The sequence below is a fragment of the Curtobacterium sp. MCSS17_006 genome, from assembly GCF_003234215.1.
Classification (GTDB): Bacteria; Actinomycetota; Actinomycetes; order Actinomycetales; family Microbacteriaceae; genus Curtobacterium; species Curtobacterium flaccumfaciens.
Genome location: NZ_QKSO01000005.1, coordinates 163,714 through 181,994, shown reverse-complemented (window position 1 = coordinate 181,994; position 18,281 = coordinate 163,714). Strand labels below are relative to the sequence as shown.

Annotated in this window: 18 protein-coding genes; 11 read left to right on the top strand and 7 right to left on the bottom strand. The window is 71.3% G+C overall.

Annotation, left to right across the window (positions count from 1 at the left end):
* The first annotated feature begins 13 nt into the window (after positions 1-13).
* The gene (locus DEJ21_RS07205) at positions 14-466 is read left to right on the top strand and encodes a thioesterase family protein (RefSeq protein WP_111224154.1); all 453 of its coding nucleotides are present in this window, start codon (positions 14-16) and stop codon (positions 464-466) included.
* Here the strand turns inward: DEJ21_RS07205 and DEJ21_RS07200 are convergent.
* Positions 453-1,316 (bottom strand): acyl-CoA thioesterase II, encoded by an 864-nt coding sequence (locus tag DEJ21_RS07200; protein WP_111224153.1) that lies wholly within the window; start codon positions 1,314-1,316, stop codon positions 453-455. The two genes, DEJ21_RS07205 and DEJ21_RS07200, sit on opposite strands and share 14 nt — an antisense overlap.
* 91 nt (positions 1,317-1,407) lie before the next feature.
* Between DEJ21_RS07200 and DEJ21_RS07195 the strand changes: the two genes are divergently transcribed.
* Complete coding sequence (locus DEJ21_RS07195; protein ID WP_111224152.1) at positions 1,408-2,109, top strand: hypothetical protein; 702 nt, start codon at positions 1,408-1,410, stop codon at positions 2,107-2,109.
* 100 nt (positions 2,110-2,209) lie between these two features.
* Positions 2,210-3,052: an NAD-dependent epimerase/dehydratase family protein gene (locus DEJ21_RS07190; protein WP_111224151.1), complete on the top strand. Its 843-nt coding sequence runs from the start codon at positions 2,210-2,212 to the stop codon at positions 3,050-3,052.
* A gap of 299 nt (positions 3,053-3,351) precedes the next feature.
* Here DEJ21_RS07190 and DEJ21_RS07185 read toward each other — a convergent pair whose 3' ends face one another.
* The 3 genes from DEJ21_RS07185 to pepN form a co-directional block, all read right to left on the bottom strand.
* On the bottom strand, positions 3,352-3,813 hold the full coding sequence (locus tag DEJ21_RS07185) for a globin (protein WP_241660472.1): 462 nt from the start codon (positions 3,811-3,813) through the stop codon (positions 3,352-3,354).
* Positions 3,814-3,869: 56 nt separating this feature from the next.
* Positions 3,870-4,937, bottom strand: a complete 1,068-nt coding sequence (locus DEJ21_RS07180; RefSeq protein WP_111224150.1) for a mechanosensitive ion channel family protein — start codon at positions 4,935-4,937, stop codon at positions 3,870-3,872.
* Positions 4,938-5,012: 75 nt separating this feature from the next.
* Entirely contained in the window at positions 5,013-7,592 is a 2,580-nt protein-coding gene (gene pepN, locus DEJ21_RS07175; RefSeq protein ID WP_111024196.1) for an aminopeptidase N, read from the bottom strand.
* Between the two features lie 213 nt (positions 7,593-7,805).
* On the opposite strand from pepN, the gene DEJ21_RS07170 reads away from it, so the two are divergent.
* Entirely contained in the window at positions 7,806-8,366 is a 561-nt protein-coding gene (locus tag DEJ21_RS07170; RefSeq protein ID WP_245164596.1) for a disulfide bond formation protein DsbA, read from the top strand.
* Positions 8,367-8,438: 72 nt separating this feature from the next.
* On the opposite strand, the gene DEJ21_RS07165 is transcribed toward DEJ21_RS07170, so the two are convergent.
* A complete protein-coding gene (locus DEJ21_RS07165) occupies positions 8,439-8,957 on the bottom strand; it encodes a GNAT family N-acetyltransferase (RefSeq protein WP_111224149.1) in 519 nt (172 codons plus the stop codon).
* On the opposite strand from DEJ21_RS07165, the gene DEJ21_RS07160 reads away from it, so the two are divergent.
* From DEJ21_RS07160 to DEJ21_RS07150, 3 genes are read left to right on the top strand one after another with little or no spacing between them, the layout of a single operon-like run.
* Positions 8,956-9,597 (top strand): helix-turn-helix domain-containing protein, encoded by a 642-nt coding sequence (locus tag DEJ21_RS07160; RefSeq protein WP_111224148.1) that lies wholly within the window; start codon positions 8,956-8,958, stop codon positions 9,595-9,597. The two genes, DEJ21_RS07165 and DEJ21_RS07160, sit on opposite strands and share 2 nt — an antisense overlap.
* A gap of 46 nt (positions 9,598-9,643) precedes the next feature.
* A complete protein-coding gene (locus DEJ21_RS07155; protein ID WP_027464669.1) occupies positions 9,644-10,132 on the top strand; it encodes a ribose-5-phosphate isomerase in 489 nt (162 codons plus the stop codon).
* A 36-nt stretch (positions 10,133-10,168) separates the two neighbouring features.
* On the top strand, positions 10,169-11,098 hold the full coding sequence (locus tag DEJ21_RS07150; protein WP_071246661.1) for an Fpg/Nei family DNA glycosylase: 930 nt from the start codon (positions 10,169-10,171) through the stop codon (positions 11,096-11,098).
* A gap of 28 nt (positions 11,099-11,126) precedes the next feature.
* On the opposite strand, the gene DEJ21_RS07145 is transcribed toward DEJ21_RS07150, so the two are convergent.
* Both DEJ21_RS07145 and DEJ21_RS07140 read right to left on the bottom strand, forming a co-directional pair.
* Positions 11,127-12,599 carry an amidohydrolase gene (locus DEJ21_RS07145; RefSeq protein WP_111224147.1) on the bottom strand — a complete coding sequence of 491 codons (1,473 nt, stop codon included), beginning with the start codon at positions 12,597-12,599 and terminating at the stop codon, positions 11,127-11,129.
* Positions 12,596-13,255: an FMN-binding negative transcriptional regulator gene (locus tag DEJ21_RS07140; RefSeq protein WP_111224146.1), complete on the bottom strand. Its 660-nt coding sequence runs from the start codon at positions 13,253-13,255 to the stop codon at positions 12,596-12,598. Before DEJ21_RS07140 ends, DEJ21_RS07145 begins: the two co-directional genes overlap by 4 nt.
* A gap of 179 nt (positions 13,256-13,434) precedes the next feature.
* On the opposite strand from DEJ21_RS07140, the gene DEJ21_RS07135 reads away from it, so the two are divergent.
* From DEJ21_RS07135 to DEJ21_RS07120, 4 genes are read left to right on the top strand one after another with little or no spacing between them, the layout of a single operon-like run.
* The gene (locus DEJ21_RS07135; protein ID WP_258374903.1) at positions 13,435-15,021 is read left to right on the top strand and encodes an ABC transporter substrate-binding protein; all 1,587 of its coding nucleotides are present in this window, start codon (positions 13,435-13,437) and stop codon (positions 15,019-15,021) included.
* Between the two features lie 8 nt (positions 15,022-15,029).
* A complete protein-coding gene (locus DEJ21_RS07130) occupies positions 15,030-16,424 on the top strand; it encodes a M14 family zinc carboxypeptidase (protein WP_111224145.1) in 1,395 nt (464 codons plus the stop codon).
* Positions 16,424-17,365: an ABC transporter permease gene (locus DEJ21_RS07125; RefSeq protein WP_027464675.1), complete on the top strand. Its 942-nt coding sequence runs from the start codon at positions 16,424-16,426 to the stop codon at positions 17,363-17,365. The genes DEJ21_RS07130 and DEJ21_RS07125 overlap by 1 nt, the downstream gene beginning before the upstream one ends.
* Positions 17,362-18,252, top strand: a complete 891-nt coding sequence (locus DEJ21_RS07120) for an ABC transporter permease (RefSeq protein ID WP_111224144.1) — start codon at positions 17,362-17,364, stop codon at positions 18,250-18,252. The genes DEJ21_RS07125 and DEJ21_RS07120 overlap by 4 nt, the downstream gene beginning before the upstream one ends.
* The last annotated feature ends 29 nt before the right edge of the window (positions 18,253-18,281 follow it).

Sequence of the window (18,281 nt, the reverse complement as noted above, 5' to 3'; positions counted from 1 at the left end):
CGCTCCCATCCGCATGCGGTGGAGCGACATCGACGCCTACGGTCACGTCAACAACTCCGCGATGCTGCGCCTCCTCGAAGAGGCGCGCATCGTGGGATTCTGGGGTGCCGACCCCGGTGAAGACCCCGACGGTGACCTGCCCGAGCCGATCATCGACGGTCGGCCGGGTTCCGGCACCATGACGGTGATCGCCGGCCAGCGCCTGGAGTACCTGGCGTCGATCCCGTACCTCCGCCAACCGCTCGACATCCAGATGTGGATCGGGCGGCTCGGGGGCGCGAGCATCGACGTCTCGTACGAGGTCTGGTCGCCGGTGGGACAGCACCCCGCCGTCCTGTACACCCGAGCGACGACGGCACTCGTGATGGTCGACGCGGCGACGAACCGTCCGCGTCGGCTGACCGACCCCGAGCGTGCCGCGTGCCAGCGCTACCTCGAGGAACCGGTGCAGTTCAGCCGGCCGTAGGCACCCGCATCATGCCCTCCTGGGCGACGGTCGCCAGCAGCTGACCGTCACGGGAGAACATCCGACCGAACGCGAGTCCCCGGCCGCCCTGTGCGCTCGGGGACTCCTGCGTGTACAGGATCCACTCGTCGGCGCGACCGTCGCGGTGCCACCACATGGCGTGGTCGAGGCTCGCGCTCTTGACCCCCGGGGTGCCCCAGGCGACGCCGTGCCGGCGCATGATCGGCTCGAGGATCGACAGGTCGCTCGCGTACCCGAGCACCGCACGGTGGAGCGCCGGGTCGTCCGGCAGGTCGCCCTGCACGCGGAACCAGACCGCCTGGTGCGGCACGTGCTCGCCCTGCACGTCGACGAACACCGGTCCCTCGACGTGGCGCAGGTCGATGGACCGCGCGGCCCAGGCTCGTGCGACCGGGTGGTCGATCGCGGACAGGAGCGACGCGGCCGACGGCAGGGACTCCGGGTCCGGGGTGTCCACCGGGTACGGGTCCTGGTGCTCGATGCCGGTGTCGGGCACCTGGAACGACGCGATCATCGAGAAGATCGGGACACCCCGCTGGTACGCCTGCACACGTCGGGCCGCGAACGACCGGCCGTCGTGGATGCGCTCGACCCCGAAGGTGATCGGCACGTCGATGTCGCCGGGCCGCAGGAAGTAGCCGTGCATCGAGTGGACGTCGCGTCCCTCGATCGTGCGCTGTGCCGCGACGATGCACTGCGCCAGCACCTGCCCGCCGAACACCCGTCCACCGGGGGACCAGTGGCTGGCACCGGTCAGGATCGTCTCGCCCGTGCTCGCGCCGGTGTCCTCGAGTCGCAGGGTCCGCAGGAAGTCGGGTTCGCCGTTCACGCTGTGCAGTCTACGAACGGCCGCCCGACCCCGTCGCAGGTCGCCATGCCCAGGTGCTCCGGCATCGACGGCCGGTAGGATCGGTGACGACATGGGCAACTCGTTCACGCTTCCCGACGCCGCCTCACTCGGTGACCTCCGCACGTACCTCGGACGTGCCGCTCGGATCGAGGACGGCTCGGTCCGGCTCATCGCCGACTCCGGCGTCCTGGCCGTCTACACGGCGATCCTCTACCCGCTCGGGCTGCTCGACGAACTGCCGACGGTGCTCGGCCTCCGCACGTTCTCGCTCACCGAGCCGGCGTCGATCGACACCGTGGTCCCGCTGCAGTCGCTCCTCGAGCGCCTCCGCCTGCTGGCCGAGGCGCAGGACGCAGAACACGCCGAGGGTGCCGACCCGACGCGGGCCACCCCGATCGAGGTCGAGCTGCCGCACGAGGTGCACACCGTGACGTGGGCGGCCATCTCGCCGCCCCGTGGTGGCTGGGTCCCGCTGCCGGACGTCTCACCGGAACTCCTCCGCCGCGCCGTCCGCGACGGCATCGCCGAGGTCGCCGACGCCGTGCCGTCCAACGCGGGCGAGGCCATCGTCCGACGGATCCGCGCCGAGGTCTGGGGCCGACCGGTCCCCGGCGTCGAACACCTGCCCGCCGGTGCGGGCTTCGCGGGCGAGAGCCTCGGGTTCCTCGGGCACGACCCGGTCCGGCTGTTCGAGACGGGTCCGTGGAGCCGACTCACGACCTCGCGCGGCCACGTGCTCGTCAAGCGCCGCGCCTGGACCCTGAGCTCCTAGCGACGACACCGACGACACCGACGACACCGACGACACCGACGACGAGGCGCCGACCACCCCCGACCGCGACGCCGCCCGGCCGCCGTGGTTGGCTGGCCGCATGCACGTCTTCCTCACCGGCGCGTCCGGCTACATCGGCTCCTCCGTCCTCCGCTCCCTCGTGGCCCACGGCGACGAGGTCACCGCGCTCGTCCGCTCCGACGAGAAGGCCCAGCACGTCCGTGACGCCGGTGGCCGTGCACTGGTCGGCGACGTCACCGACACCGACGTCGTCGAACGCCTGCTGCACGAGAGCGACGGCGTCGTCCACACGGCATCGGCGCCCGGCGTCGACCCGGACTTCATCCGCACCGCGATCGGTGCCCTGGCCGGCACGCCGAAGCCGTTCGTGCACACCGGCGGGATCTTCACCTTCGGCGACTCGACGGACATCTCCGAGCAGTCGCCGATCGACCCGCCGGCCTTGACCGCCTGGCGCGGACCGAACGAGGCCCTGCTGCGGGGGAGCGACGTGCGGAGCACCATCGTCGCCCCTGGCATCGTCTACGGGCGCGGCGCCGGCATCCCGGCGATGTTCGTCAGCGACGGCGAGCAGCCGGTGCGGCTGGTGGGCGACGGCTCGCAGCGGTGGACGACGGTGCACGTCGACGATCTCGGCGAGCTCTACGTCCTCGCGCTGCACCGCGGCGAGCCCGACGGGTACATCGTCGCCGCGACCGGCGACAACCCGACCGTCCGCCAGATCGGCGAGGCCGGGGCCCACGGTGCACCGGTCGTCGCCGAGAGCGTCGACGCGAGCCGCGAACGGCTCGGGCGGGACTTCGCCGACGCCCTGCTGCTGCACCAGGAGGCGTCCGGCGCGCACGCCCGGTCGGCCTTCGGCTGGCGGCCGTCGCGGCCGTCCCTGGTCGAGGACCTCGGCTCCGGCTCGTGCGTGCGCTGAGACGCGCTGCCCGAAGACGCCGGCGTCCCGCGAACACCCCGCCTGCCCCGCGAGACGCCGCCGAATTCGGAGGCGTGGAACGCACATGGCGGCGTCGGACGGACACGCCGGCGTCTCGCGGGAACGAGAACGCGGGAACCGGCGGACGGGAGGCCCGTGGCGGCGCCGCCACGGGCCTCCCGTCCGCCGCTCGTGACGATCACTGCACGCCGGCGTCAGCGGAAGACGCCGCGGGAGCGTCGAGACGCCGCCGGATTCGGCGGCGTCTCGAGGACACGACGGCGTGTGCCCGGCGCGGGTCAGTCGAAGGTGTTCGTCATCGCGTGGGCAGCGCGGTCGAGGTAGCCCCAGAGCTCGGCTTCGTCGAGGGGCGCGAGCTCGAGTGACTCGACCGCCTCGTGCATGTGGTGGAGCCAGCGTTCCCGCGCCTCGGACGTGATGCGGAACGGGTTGTGCCGCATCCGCAGGCGGGGGTGGCCGCGCTGTTCGCTGTAGGTGCCCGGGCCGCCCCAGTACTGCTGCAGGAAGGCGGACAGGCGCCAGATCGCACCCTCGAGGTCGTCGGCCGGGTACATCGGCCAGATGACCTCGTCCTGCTGCACGCCCTCGTAGAAGCGCCGGACGAGCCGGTCGAAGGTCGGAGCGCCGCCGATCCGCTCGTACAGCGACCCGGTGGCCGAGGCGCCGTGCTCCCCGACGCGCAGGGTGATCGGCTGCGCCGGGACGCCGACCGAGCCGGGCATGCCGGGGGCGCCGGGCATGCCGAGCGAGCCGCGCGCTCCGGGCCCGCCCGTGCTGCTCGGGGGTGTGGGGTCGGTCATCGGGGGTCCTTCCCGCTGTCGGGGTCGTCGGTGCGGATCGGCTGCCCGAGGATGTTGCGCTTGGGACGCCGGGGCTTCGTGGGGGCCGGCGTCGGCTGGGTCCGGACGGTGCGCAGGCCGTTGATCGAGGTGGCGTTCTCCCAACCCTCGGGCATGATCATCGCCATCGCCGGCAGGGTGATGCCGAGTTCGTCGACGGCGTGCTTCAGGCGGGTGCGGAGCTCCCGGCCGACGACGTCGAGCTCGGACGCGCGGGTCTTCACGACCAGGCGGAAGACCATGCCGGCGTCGGTGATCGACTGCAGGCCCCAGATCTCGGGCTTCTCGACGATCCGCTGCCGCCAGCGGGACTCCTGCGACATCGTGACGGCGGCCTTGAGCAGTGCGTCCTGCACGGCGTCGATGTCGGTGTCGTAGGGCACGGTGATGTCCACGAGCACGCGCGACCAGCCCTGCGACAGGTTGCCGACGCGCAGGATCTGGCCGTTCGGGACGAACCACAGGATCCCGTTCACGTCGCGGATCTGCATGACGCGCAGCCCGACGTTCTCGACGACGCCGGTGGCCTGCCCGGTGTCGACGACGTCACCGACGCCGGCCTGGTCCTCGAGGATCATGAAGATGCCGGACAGCAGGTCCTTCACGATGGACTGGGCGCCGACGGCGAGGCCGGCAGCGACGAGGGACGCACCACCGACGATGCCGACCGCGGCGCCCTTCCACAGCGCCGTCGCGATGATCACGAGCGCGATCACGACGACGACCACGGTGGCGAGGTTCTCGAGCACGCTGCCGAGCGTCCGGGTCCGTTGCACGACCCGCGCGGTCTGCACGGGTGAGGCGATGAGGGCCTGGGTGTCGGCCGCTCCCTGACGCTTCTTGACGCCGTTCACGATGCGGTCGACGACCTGCTTGATCATGCGACGGAGGATCAGCCGGAGGATGATCGCCGCGAGGATCGTGATGACGATCGTGATCGGTGCTTGCCAGGCATCGACGAACTGGAGGAACGCGTTGGACGCCCACTTCGGGACGTCGGTGGTGTCTGCTGCAGCCAGGTTCATATCCGGTCGATGCTAAGCGGCGGGGCCTCGGCGTCCCTGGAGGAACACCAAGACCCCGCCGGATCAGAGCAGGGGTCAGGCGTCGGCGGCCTGGACCCGGAGTGCGCGCTCGGTGCCCGCGAGGCTCTCGGACACGATGCGGCGCAGCGCCGGCGTCTCCGGGTGCTCCTCGAGCCACGCGGCGGCGGCGTCACGGAGCTCGGCCGACGCGAGCGGCGCCGGGTAGAGGCCCGAGACGATGGTGTCCGCCATGTGGTAGCTGCGCTCGGCCCAGATGCGCGTCAGCACCTCGAAGTACTTCGGCACGAGGCCCTCGAGCAGTACCGGGCTGTTCACGTGCTGGAACCCGACCGTGGTCTGGCGCACGATGGCGTTCGGCAGCTCGGACGAGTCGACCAGCGACGAGAACGCCGCCAGCTTGCCCTCGGCCGTGGGGATCGTCGCTCGGGCGCGGGCCGCGGCCTGCTCGCCCGACGCGGTCTTGTCCGCGGCGAGCTCGGCGTCGATCTCGGCGTTGTCCGCAGCGCCCGCGAGCACGAGGCCCTCGAGCAGCTCCCAGCGCAGGTCCGTGTCGATCTCGAGGCCCTGCAGCGTGACCGATCCGTCGCGGAGGCCCTGCAGGGTCGCGACGTGCTCGGGCGTGGACGGGACCTGCGCGAAGAACTTCACGAACTGGAATTGCGCGTCGGAACCGGCCTCGGCCGAGGACGCGAGCTGCCAGAGGGTGTCGCCGACGGTGCGGACCGTGGCCTCGACCGACCCCGGTGCCACGTAGTTGCGTGCGGTGAGCAGCAGCTGCGAGAGCGTCGTGCGGATGGTCGTCGACTCGGTCTCGGTCGCGATGTTGCCCAGCACGAGACGGACGTAGTCGCTGGCCGGGGACTCGGCGTCGCGCGTGGCATCCCACACGGAACCCCAGACGATCGAACGGGCGAGCGGGTTCGCGATCGACGCGAGGTGCTCGATCGCGGTGCGCCGGGAGTGCTCGTCGAGACGGATCTTGGCGTAGGCCAGGTCGTCGTCGTTCAGCAGCACGAGGTCGCCGCGCTGGACGCCGACGAGCTCGGGCACCTCGGTGCGGGCGCCGTCGACGTCGATCTCGACGCGGTGGACCCGCTCGAGCTTGCCGCCGGCGGACGCCGTGTCGGCGCCGAACGGCGCGGACTCGTCGTTCCGGAAGGCGTACACGCCGATCGCCAGACGGTGCGGGCGCAGCGTCGGGTAGTCGGCGGGGGCTTCCTGCAGGACGGTGAACGACGTGATGACACCGGACTCGTCGGTCTCGATCTCGGGACGCAGGGTGTTGACGCCCGCGGTCTCGAGCCAGAGCTTCGACCACTCGGTCAGCTCACGGCCGCTCGTCGCCTCGAGCTCGACGAGCAGGTCGCGGAGCTCGGTGTTCGAGTGGTGGTGCTTCTTGAAGTAGGCGGAGACACCCGCGAAGAACGCGTCGATGCCGACCCAGGCGACGAGCTGCTTGAGGACCGAGCCGCCCTTCGCGTAGGTGATGCCGTCGAAGTTGACCTGGACGTCCTCGAGGTCGTTGATCGTCGCGACGATCGGGTGCGTCGAGGGGAGCTGGTCCTGGCGGTAGGCCCAGGACTTCTCCATCGCCTGGAACGTGGTCCAGGCCTCGGTCCACTCGGTGGCTTCAGCCGTGGCGATCGTGGAGGCCCACTCGGCGAAGGACTCGTTGAGCCACAGGTCGTTCCACCACTTCATGGTGACCAGGTCGCCGAACCACATGTGGGCGAGCTCGTGCAGGATCGTGACGACCCGGCGCTCCTTGATGGCGTCGGTGACCTTCGACCGGAACACGTAGGTCTCGGTGAAGGTGACCGCGCCGGCGTTCTCCATCGCACCGGCGTTGAACTCCGGCACGAAGAGCTGGTCGTACTTGTCGAAGGGGTAGGCGACGTCGAACTTCTCCTCGAAGTACGCGAAGCCCTTCTTCGTGATGTCGAACACGTACTCGGGGTCGAGGTACGAGGCGAGCGACTTGCGCGCGAAGACGCCGAGCGGGATCGTCCGGCCGTCGCGGCTGGTCAGCTCGTCGCGCACGACCTCGTACGGGCCGGCGACGAGCGCGGTGATGTAGCTCGAGATGCGCGCGGTGGGCGGGAAGGCCCAGGTCGCGACGTCGCCGTCGACGTGCGGCTCCGGCGTGGGGGAGTTCGAGACGACCTGCCACCGCGACGGCGCCGTCACGGTGAAGGAGAACTCGGCCTTCAGGTCGGGCTGCTCGAACACCGCGAACATGCGGCGGGAGTCCGGGACCTCGAACTGGGAGTACAGGTACACCTCGTCGTCCACCGGGTCGACGAAGCGGTGCAGGCCTTCACCGGTGTTCGTGTACAGCGCGTCGCTGACGACCACGAGCTCGTTCTGCTCCTGCAGGTCGTCGAGCTGGATGCGCACGCCGTCGTTCACCGCGGCGACGTCGAGCGCCGTGCCGTTCAGGGTGATCGAGTGCACGGTCTTCGTGATGGCGTCGATGAAGGTCGATGCGCCGGCGGTGGCGGTGAAGCGCACCCGCGTGGTGCTGCCGAAGCTGTCGGCGCCGCGGGTCAGGTCGAGCTCGACGTCGTACGTCTGCACGGCGACGACGGCCGCGCGCTCCTGGGCTTCGATTCGGGTGAGGTTCTCTCCGGGCACGCAACGCTCCATCTTCGCTGGGGACGCGGACGATCGGTGTCCGCGTACGGGGCCCCGGACGGCGTCGTGCGCCGGCGGGACGATGGGTTCCAGCCTAGCGACGCCGCGTACGCTCGGATCGTGACCGAGACGACTGTGGACAACCCGACCGACCCCACCACCGAGCGCACCGCCGTGGAGTTCTGGTTCGACCCGAACTGCCCGTGGGCCTGGATGACGAGCCGCTGGGTGGGTGAGGTCGCCGAGCACCGCGACCTCGACGTGACCTGGAACGTGATGAGCCTGTTCGTCCTCAACGAGGACCAGGACGTGCCGGAGAGCTACAAGGAGCGTCTGCACGCCGGTCAGGTCTACCCGCGCATCGTCACGGCGGCGCGGCTCCGGCTCGGGCAGGACATCGTGAAGCCGCTCTACGACGCCCTCGGTGAGCACATCCACCACCGCCAGGAGTCCGACCCCGAGCAGGTCGTCCCCGCCGTGCTCGCCGAGCTCGGCCTCGACGCCGACCTGCTCGAGTACGCCTGGACGGACGAGGTCGACGCCGCCGTGCGCGCCAGCCACCAGGACGGCATCGACCGCGTCGGGCAGGACGTCGGCACGCCGGTCATCGCCGTCGAGGGCACCGCGTTCTTCGGACCGGTCATCTCCCCGGCGCCCAAGGGCCAGGAGGCGCTCGACCTGTGGGACGGCGTCGTCGCCGTCGCGAAGTACCCCGGCTTCTTCGAGCTCAAGCGCTCGCGCACCGTCGGCCCGATCTTCGACACCACCGACTGACGCTCCGGAACCAGGTTCCGTTCGTCGACGGGCGGCCGGGAGGCCCGTGGTGCGCCCGCCCCGCCCGTCCCGTCAGATGAGCGGCAGGCGCATGAGCGTCAGGTCGAGCCAGCGGTCGAACTTGCGTCCGACCTCGGGCACGACCGCGACCGTGGTGAACCCCAGGCGTTCGTGCAGGGCGATCGACCCCGTGTTGGTGCTGCAGATCCCCGCGATCATGACGTGCCGCCCCTCGGCGGTGGCGCGTGCGACCAACTCGGCCATCAGGGTGGTCGCGATGCCCCGGCCGCGGAACGCCTCGACCACGTAGACGCTGTGCTCGACGGTCAGCCGGTACCCCTGGTGCGGCCGCCATTGCGAGTACGTGGCGTACCCGGCCACGGCGCCGTCGACCTCGGCGACGACCACCGGGTACCCGCCGCCCTGTCGTTCGGCGAGCCACCCGTCGAAGTACGCACGCGGGTGCGGGGTGTCCTGCCAGATGGCGGTGGAGTGCAGCACGGCATCGACGTGCAGGGCGTGCACGACGTCGAGGTCGGTCGGGGTGCAGTCGCGGATCACGACCCCGTTCGTCGCATATGCTGTCGTCATGTCTCACATCGTAGACGACGCGCACGCCGATCCCGCAACCGGCGCCGACGACACCTCGGTCGCCGAGCAGCGGGCGCTCGGCGAACGCCTCCAGCGCCTCCGCACCGAGCGCAGGTGGAGCCTCACCGAGCTCGCCGAGGAGTCCGGCGTCTCCCGCGCGATGATCAACCGGGTCGAACGCGGGGTCTCCAGCCCCACCGCGACGATCCTCGGTCGCCTGTCGGGTGCCTTCGGCCTGACGATCTCGCAGCTCCTCGACGATGCCCTGGAGCACGAGGTGCCCAGGGTGACGGACCCCGACGAGGCGCGCGGGGTCCAGCGCGGCGCGACCGCCGACTCCTGGACCGATCCCGACACCGGGTACCGCCGCCGTCCGGTCTCGAGCGCGGCGTTCCCCGCTGACGTCACCGAGGTGCGCCTCCCGGCCGGCCGCGAGGTGGCCTACCCGGCGTCCGCCTACGCGTTCCTGCGGCACTGCATCTGGGTCGTCGACGGCGTGCTCGAGGTCGTCGTCGGCGGCGAGCCGACGCGCCTGGCGGCGGGAGACCGGATCGAGCTCGGCGATCCGGCCGACGTCGTCTACCGCAACCCGGGCGAGGAGCCCACCCGGTACCTCGTGGTGGTGGTCCGCGCACCGTAGTCCGTGGTGGTCCGGGCCCCGGAGCCGCAGGAATATGATCGGTTCCATGCGCATCCACCTCGGAACGGACCACGCCGGCCTCGAGTTCAACAAGACCCTCGCAACCCACCTGACCGAAGCCGGGCACGAGGTGGTGGACCACGGTCCGACCGAGTACGACGCGCTCGACGACTACCCCTCGTTCTGCATCAACGCCGCGCACGCCGTGGTGCAGGACCAGCGCGCCGGAGTCCAGGCCCTCGGGGTCGTCTTCGGCGGTTCCGGCAACGGTGAGCAGATCGCCGCCAACAAGGTCGAGGGCATCCGCGCCGCGCTCGTGTGGAACGAGTCGACCGCCCTGCTCGCCCGTCAGCACAACGACGCCAACGTCATCTCCATCGGTGCCCGCCAGCACACCGAGGACGAGGCGATCCGGTTCGTCGACCTGTTCATCGCCGAGCCGTTCTCCGGCGAGGAGCGCCACGCCCGCCGCATCGCCCAGCTCGCCGAGTACGAGACCACCGGGCTGATCGCCGGCCGCCAGATCGACGCGTAGTCCGGCTCGTCAGGGGTACCGGGTAGAACGGTAGTCATGCCCGAGGGTCACTCCGTCCACCGCATCGCCAACCAGTTCACCCGGCACTTCGTCGGCAAGCGCTGCGAGGTGTCGAGCCCCCAGGGTCGCTTCGCCGCCGGGGCCGCGCAGCTCGACGGCAAGCGCATGATCGCCGCGCGTGCGGTGGCGAAGCAGATGTTCCTGGAGTTCGAGGGCGACCTGTTCCTCCGCGTCCACCTCGGGCTGTACGGGGCGTGGGACTTCGCGGGCGTGATCTCCACCGCCGAGGCGCTGTCCGACGACGACGACCGCGAAGAGTCGCTCAGCTCGATCGGCGCACCGCGGCTCGCCCGCTACCGGATGGCCGAGCAGGAGAAGGCGGAGGACCCGATCGAGTCCTTCCCGCCGGACCCGGTGGGCCAGGTCCGGGTGCGGATCCTCACCGAGGACACCGTCGCCGACCTGCGTGGCCCGACCGCGTGCGTCGTGGAGACCCCGGCCGAGGTGCAGCGCGCGCTCGACAAGCTCGGCCCCGACCCGATGAACGACGACGGGCCCGAGGCGGAGAAGACCTTCGTCGACAACGTCCGCCGTCGGAACGTCGCGATCGGGCAGCTGCTCATGGACCAGTCCGTCGTGGCCGGCATCGGCAACATCTACCGCGCCGAGCTGCTGTTCCGGCAGCGCATCGACCCGTACAAGCCCGGCAAGAAGATCACCGTCAAGCAGGCCAAGGCGCTCTGGGCCGACTGGTCGAAGCTGCTGCACGACGGCGTCCGCGACGGCCTGATGATGACGATGGACGACCTGTCCGAGGCCGACCACAAGAAGGCCCTGCGCTCCCGCAAGGACCGCCACTGGGTCTACCACCGCCAGGGCGAGCCCTGCCGGGTGTGCGGCACCGAGATCCGGATGGCGGACATGGCCGGCCGGAAGCTCTACTGGTGCCCGAAGGACCAGAAGTAGCCCACGGGGCACGGGCACGCCCGCCCGGTCACAGCTCCCGGTAGGTGAACCGTCCGGCGACGGCCGTCCCGAGCACCCGCATGCCGCGCAGTGCGGCGGACGAGGACGCGGCGAGCGGGTCGGTCTCGACGAACACCAGGTCCGCCACGTCGCCGACGGACACCCCGACACGTCCGTCGGTCGACCCCTGCCACGCGACGAGTGCCGAGAGCCGTTCGGCCGGGTGCCACGGGTCTCGCCCGTCGCGGTCCCGCCCGACGGCCGCCGCCATCGACACCCACGGGTCGAGCGGCGCCACCGGCGCGTCCGACCCGAGCAGCAGGCGCGCTCCGGCCCGTGCGAGCGAGGCGAAGGCGAAGGCCCGGTCGGTGAGCCCGGCCCAGTGCCGGTCGGCGATGTCCCGGTCGTCCATGGCGTGTTCGGGTTGCACGGACGCGGCGACCCCGAGCCGGGCGAACCGGTCGACGTCGGTGTCGACGAGCAACTGCGCGTGCTCGATCGTGCCGCGGGCCCCGACGGTCTCGAAGACGTCGAGCGCCAGGGTGTTCGCACGGTCGCCGATCGCGTGGATCGCGGGGACGAGTCCGGCGTCGACGGCACGGCGGGTGATCGCGACGAGGTCCTCGAACGGCCAGGCGAGCACACCGGAGCCGTCGGTCATGGCGGCGGTCCGGGTGCCGAGGGACCCGTCCGTGACCACCTTGAGCGGTCCCATCGTGAGCAGGCCCCGCGTGCCGTCGACCACGTCGCCGGTGCGCAGCCCCCGGGCGATGGCCTCGTCGAGCTCGGCCGGGTACACCCCGGACGCGACCCGGATCGCGTCGGTGCCGGCGTGGATCCGGCGGCGCCAGCGGTCGAGCCCGAAGCGCATCTCGAGGTCGACCACGCCCGTCACCCCGCGGGCCGCCGCGGCCTCGGCAGCGTCCGCAACGTAGGCGTCGAGCAGGTCGTCCGGCACCTGCGACAGCGCACCGGTCACGTCGAACGCGTCCTGCTCGCGCAGGACCCCGTCCTCGCCCGCCTCGAGCGGTCGGCCGACAGCAGCCGAGAAGTGCGCGAGCGCGAGCGCGTTGCACCACACCGCGTGCAGGTCCGCGCTGATCACGACGACCGGGAGGCCCGGGGCAGCCTGGTCGAGCAACTCGCGTCGCGCAGGGCGCGGCCACATCCCGTCGCGGTAGCCGTGTCCGACCAGGACACGGTCCGCCACGCCCGCCCGCGCGACGGCGGCGAGCAGGTCGGCGGTCGCCTCGGCGGAGTCGCAGCCGGTGACGTCGACGCGGCGGCGGACGAGCGCCCACTGGTCGAAGTGCGTGTGGTGGTCGCGGAGCCCCGGGCCGAGCCAGGCGCCGGCGGCCTCGACCACGTCGGTGTCGACGCTCGTGGGGTCGAGGGTGCCGGTCGGCGCGATCTCGGTGACGCGACCGTCGACGATGCGGACGTCGGCAGGGGCCCCGGAGGTGCCCACACGCCGGACGGTGCGGAGCAGGATCTCCGTCACGACGCCTCCACGCCGTTCGCCGGGGACGGGACGGGCCGGACCCGCTCGACCTCGTCGGCGAGCGCCGGCGACGCGTAGGGGCCGTCACCCCGCAGCCCGGCGACGATGCGGTCGATCACCTCGGGGGCCTTGTTCTGCGACAGCTTGGCGCGGGCGTCGAACCGGGTGACGCGGATCCGGATGCCGACGGTGCCCTTCGCGATCCGGCGGGCGGTCTCCTCGTCGATCTGCAACGACACGGGCGAGGGCATGACGTGCTCGAAGTGGTCGACGAGTTCGCCGAGCACCCGGAAGTTCTCGTCGTCGGAGAGGATCTCGGGGGTGCCCCAGACGTGGGCGGTGACGTGGTTCCAGGTGGGCACGAACTGCTCCGGCGGGTACCAGGCGGGGGAGACGTAGCCGTGCGGGCCCTGGAAGACGACGAGGACCTCGTGCTGTCCGAGTTCGTGCGCGACCTCGTCGGGGCGGCCGACGTGGGACACCAGGACGAGGGCGTCCGGGTCGTCGTCGGGGCCGGGGGTCTCGAGCAGCACCGGGTAGTGCGACGCCACCAGCCCGGCCGCGGTGTGCGACACGATCGTCGCCCACGGGTTCCCGGTGATGAGGCGTCGGACCTCGTCGACGTCGGTCATCAGGAAGTGCGGTGTGTGGCGCATGTTCCGAGCGTGGCACAACGGGCGCGGTCGCGCGACGGGAGTCGTTTCGTCAGTGTTTCTGCGCGGTAAAACTCTCAGAGCGCATTGAAAGAAGTCTTGTGGTCGGGATTCGAACCGTCCTAGCTTTCCCACCACGACGACCGGGCAGGGATCCGGCCGCACCCGATCGAGGAGAGATCATGCGACGCAGGACGATCGCCGCGCTGGCCGCGGCGGCAACCTTGGCACTGGTGGCGACCGGCTGTTCGGCGGGCGGCGCGGCCGACGACGACGCTCCCTCGAGCCTGGTCTACGCGACCGGCGAACCCGACCACCTGACCCCGGGCCGGCAGACCGTGGCCTTCGACCAGGTGATGAGCGTCTTCGCGCCGCTCACCCAGACCGACGCCGACGGTGACCTGCGGTACGTGGCGGCGAAGAGCGTCGAGAGCGACGACGCCACCACGTGGACGATCACGCTGCGGGACGGCTGGACGTTCCAGAACGGCGAGGCCGTCACACCGGAGAGCTACGTGAAGGCCTGGAACCACGTCGCCTACGGCCCGAACGCGTGGGAGAACAGCGGTCAGCTCGCCGGGATCGTCGGGTACACGGACCTCAACCCGGCGAAGGGCACCCCGAAGACCAAGGAGATGTCGGGGCTGAAGGTCACCGGCAAGGACACCTTCACGGTCACGCTCACCCACGCGGACAGCCAGTTCCCCCTGCAGCTCAGCCAGGCCCAGACGGCGTTCTACCCGATGCCCGAGGCCGCGTACGACGACCTGAAGGCGTACGACAAGAAGCCGATCGGCAACGGCCCGTACGAGATGACGAAGGCGTGGAAGGCGGACCAGGAGTTCACCGTCACGGCCTGGAAGGACTACGAGGGCACGAAGCCCGCCACCGACGAGGTGACCTTCCGCAGCTACTCCGACATGAACACCGCGTACACCGACGTCCTGGCCGGCAACGCCGACGTGCTGTTCCTGCCGACCGACAAGATGACGAGCGCGAAGGCCGACTTCGGCGACCGCCTGCACTCCTTCGACGCCCCCGGCATCGACTACCTCGGGTTCCCGCTGTGGGACGACCGGTACTCCGACCCCGACGTGCGCCGCGCGATCTCGATGTCGATCGACCGTGACGAGGTCAACGACGCGATCTACGGCGGCCTGTACGAACCGGCCACCGCGCTCACCCCGCCGTCGATGTCCGGCACCGAGGAGGGCATCTGCGGCGACGCCTGCGAGTTCGACCCGGCGGCGGCGAAGAAGCTCCTCGCCAGTGCCGGCGGGTTCGACGGCACCATGACGCTCGTCTACCCGGGCGGCACCGGCCTCGACTCCCTGTACGAGGCGTACGCCAACCAGATCCGGCAGAACCTGGGCGTCGACGCCGAGGCGAAGGCCACCACCGACTGGGCGTCCTACTACTCGGAGCTCACCGACAAGACCGTCGCCGGCCCGCACTTCGGCCACTGGGGCGCGCTGTACATCAGCCAGCAGAACACGCTCCGCGCGCTGTTCACCACGGCCGGCGGCTGCTCCCCGTGCACCGGCTACTACCAGTCCGACGACGTCGACTCGCTGCTCGCGAAGGCCGACTCCGCCGGGTCCCAGGACGAGGCGAACGGGTACTACACGAAGACGCAGCAGGCCGTGTTCGAGGACTTCCCGATCGTCCCGACCTTCTTCGACAAGTACTCGTACGTCACGAGCGACAAGATCGCGAAGCTGCCGGCGGTGGCGGGCAGCCCCGTGATCGCGCAGATCGCCGTGAAGTAGGGCGGGGCATGGAACAGCACACCGTCCTCGACCTGGTCCGCGACGTCCCCGACCGCGACGGCTTCCCGGTCGTCGACGACCTGCACGCCCGGTTCGCCGCGCTCGCCGCGGCGCACCCCGACCGGGTCACGGTCACCCGGATCGGCACGAGCCGCCTCGGCGAACCGCTGCACAGCTACCGCATCGGCACCGGGTCGCACGCGGCCGTCGTGGTCGGCGGGGTGCACCCGAACGAGCCGATCGGTTCGTGGACGGCGCTGCACCTCGCCGAGACGGCCCTCGGTGACGAGCGGGTGGCCGGGCTCGACGTCACCTGGCACATCGTCCCGACGATCGATCCGGACGGCATGCGGCTCAACGAGGCGTGGTTCCACGACCCGCACGACCGCGTGTTCTACTCGCGGCACTTCTACCGGCCCGCTCCGGACAGCCAGGTCGAGTGGACGTTCCCGAACAGCTACAAGTCGGTGTACTTCGACCAGGTGCTGCCCGAGACGCTCGCGTTCATGCGGCTCATCGACGACACCGAGCCGGACCTGCTCGTGAGCCTGCACAACGGCGAGATGGGCGGCGTCTACTACTACCTGTCCGAGGACCTGCCCGACGTCGTCGACACCCTGCACGCGGTGCCGGCCGCACTCGGGCTGCCGCTCGACACCGGCGAGCCGGAGTCCCCGTACCTGCGGGAGCTCGCCCCGGCGGTGTTCGCGATGGACGGCATCGAGACGGCGTACGCCTACCTCGAGGAACTCGGTATCGACCCCGGCGAGCACATCCACGGCGGATCGAGCGCGGCGTGGGCGATGCGGCACGGCGCCCTCTGCATGGTGGCCGAGCTGCCGTACTGGAGCCACCCCGACGCCGACGACCAGACCCCGACCGACGAGCCGTACGCCGACCTGCTCCGTCGGTGCGCGGACGAGCTCGGTGCCTCGGGCGCGGAGCTGCAGGCGTTCCTCGACGAGGCGTCGCCGATGCTCTCGATCCCGTCCCCGTTCGTCGAGGCCTCCCGGGCGTTCGTGCCGATGCTCGTCGGGATGGCGGACACCGACCGCCGCCGTGCCGAACGGGAACCGGCCGACCGGACGGCCACCGTCGCGGAGCGCTTCGGCTGCGAGGACCTCGTCCGCTGCTTCCGCCTGCGCTACGGCGGCATGCTCCTGCGCGCCGTCGAGGCGGAGACGACCGCCGGCACGGCGTGCGCGCCGCTCCGGCGGCTCCGCGACCGCCTGGCCGAGCGCTACGCGCGCTGGCAGGCGGACGCGTCGACGGGTGCGCAGCCGATCCCGGTGGGGAAGCTCGTGGGCGTGCAGTACGGGGCGATCCTCGCCTGCGCGGCGCACGTGGCGGACCCGACCCGCGCCTCCCGTCCGGTGTCGGCGGCCGTGTCGGGAGGCGCGTGATGCGTCCGACGCTCGCCGTCGGTCGCCGACTCGGCGGCCTGGTCATCGTGTTCCTCGGGGTGACCTTCCTCATCTACGCGATGACGTTCGCGCTGCCCGGCGACCCCATCAAGGCGCTCGGCGGTGAGCGCCCCCTCACCGACTCGGTCGTGCGGGCGCTGCGGGCCGAGTACCACCTGGACCAGCCGCTGTGGCTGCAGTACGTGCAGTACCTGGGCGGCCTGTTCCGGGGTGACTTCGGCACCGACTTCAACGGGCAGTCCGTCGGCGAACAGATGGCCTCACGGTGGCCGGTGACGATCACGCTGGCGCTCAGCGCGTGGGCGCTCGAGATCGTCCTCGGCATCGGGCTCGGCGTGGTCTCGGCGCTCAGGCGCGGCACCGTGCTCGACAAGACGGTGCTCGTCGGCACCATCGTCGTCGGCGCGGTCCCCGTGTTCGTGCTCGGCGTGGCCCTGCAGCTGGTGTTCTCGGTGCGGCTGCACTGGTTCCCGGTGGCGGGCGTCACCGCCGGGTGGCCGACCGCGTACGTCCTGCCGGCGTTCGTGATCGCCCTGTTCGGCCTGGCCGCGGTGTCCCGGCTCACCCGGACGTCGATGATCGAGACGCTCGACGCCGACTACGTGCGGACGGCCCGCGCCAAGGGGCTCGCGCCGGGCCGGATCGTCGGTGTGCACGTCCTGCGGAACTCGCTCATCCCCACCGCCACCTACCTGGCGACCGACCTCGGGTACCTGATGGGCGGCACCGTCATCATCGAGGGCATCTTCAACCTGCCGGGCGTCGGGAACCTGCTGTTCCAGGGCATCCGCTCGCACGAGGGTGCCGTCGTCGTCGGCATCTCGACCGCCCTCATCCTGGTGTTCCTCGTCACGAGCGTGCTCGTCGACCTGCTGCACGCCGCCCTCGACCCGCGCGTCCGGACAGGAGCCTCCCGATGACCACCGAAGCCCTCGGCGCCACCGTCGAACCCGTCGTCGGGGTCCGGCGCCGCCCGTTGCTGGCCGTCGCCCGGACGCCGGGGTTCTGGGTGCCCGCGTCGGTGCTCGTGGTGGTCCTGCTCATCGCGGCGTTCCCGCAGCTGTTCGCCGGGCTGTTCGGCCACGGCGACCCCCGGGTGTGCGACCTCGGCCGGAGCGGGGCGTCAGCGACCGCCGGGCACCCGTTCGGCTTCGACCTGCAGGGCTGCGACGTGTACGCGAACGTCATCTGGGGCACCCGGTCGTCGATCGCCGTCGCGGTGCTCACGACCCTGTTCGCCGGCATGGTCGCGGTCGTCGTCGGGACCGTCGCGGGCATGGTCGGCGGGTGGGTCGACGCCGTCCTCGCCCGGCTCACCGACGTGTTCCTCGGGTTCCCGTTCCTGCTCGGCGCCGTCGTGGTGCTGAACAGCGTGGGGGAGCGGTCGGTGCTCACCGTGTCGCTCGTGCTCGCCCTGTTCGGGTGGCCGACGATGGCCCGGCTCGTGCGGTCGAGCGTCCGCAGCGTCCGGGGCGCCGAGTTCGTGCTCGCCGCCCGGACCATGGGGCTGCCGACGTGGCGGATCACCACCCGGTACGTGTTGCCGTCGTCGATCTCGCCGCTGCTCGTGCTGGCCACCATCACCGTCGGCGGGGTCATCGTGTCCGAGTCGTCGCTGACCTACCTCGGCATCGGGCTGGAGCGTCCGGCGATCTCGTGGGGGCTGCAGCTGTCCGCGGCGACGTCGCAGTTCCTCCGGGCCCCGCACATGCTCATCGCGCCGGCGGCGTTCCTCGCCGTGACCGTGCTCGCCGTCATCGCGCTCGGCGACACGCTGCGCGCCGCACTCGACCCGCGTCGGCGCTGACCGGCACGGCACACGCCGCGTCGCGGCGG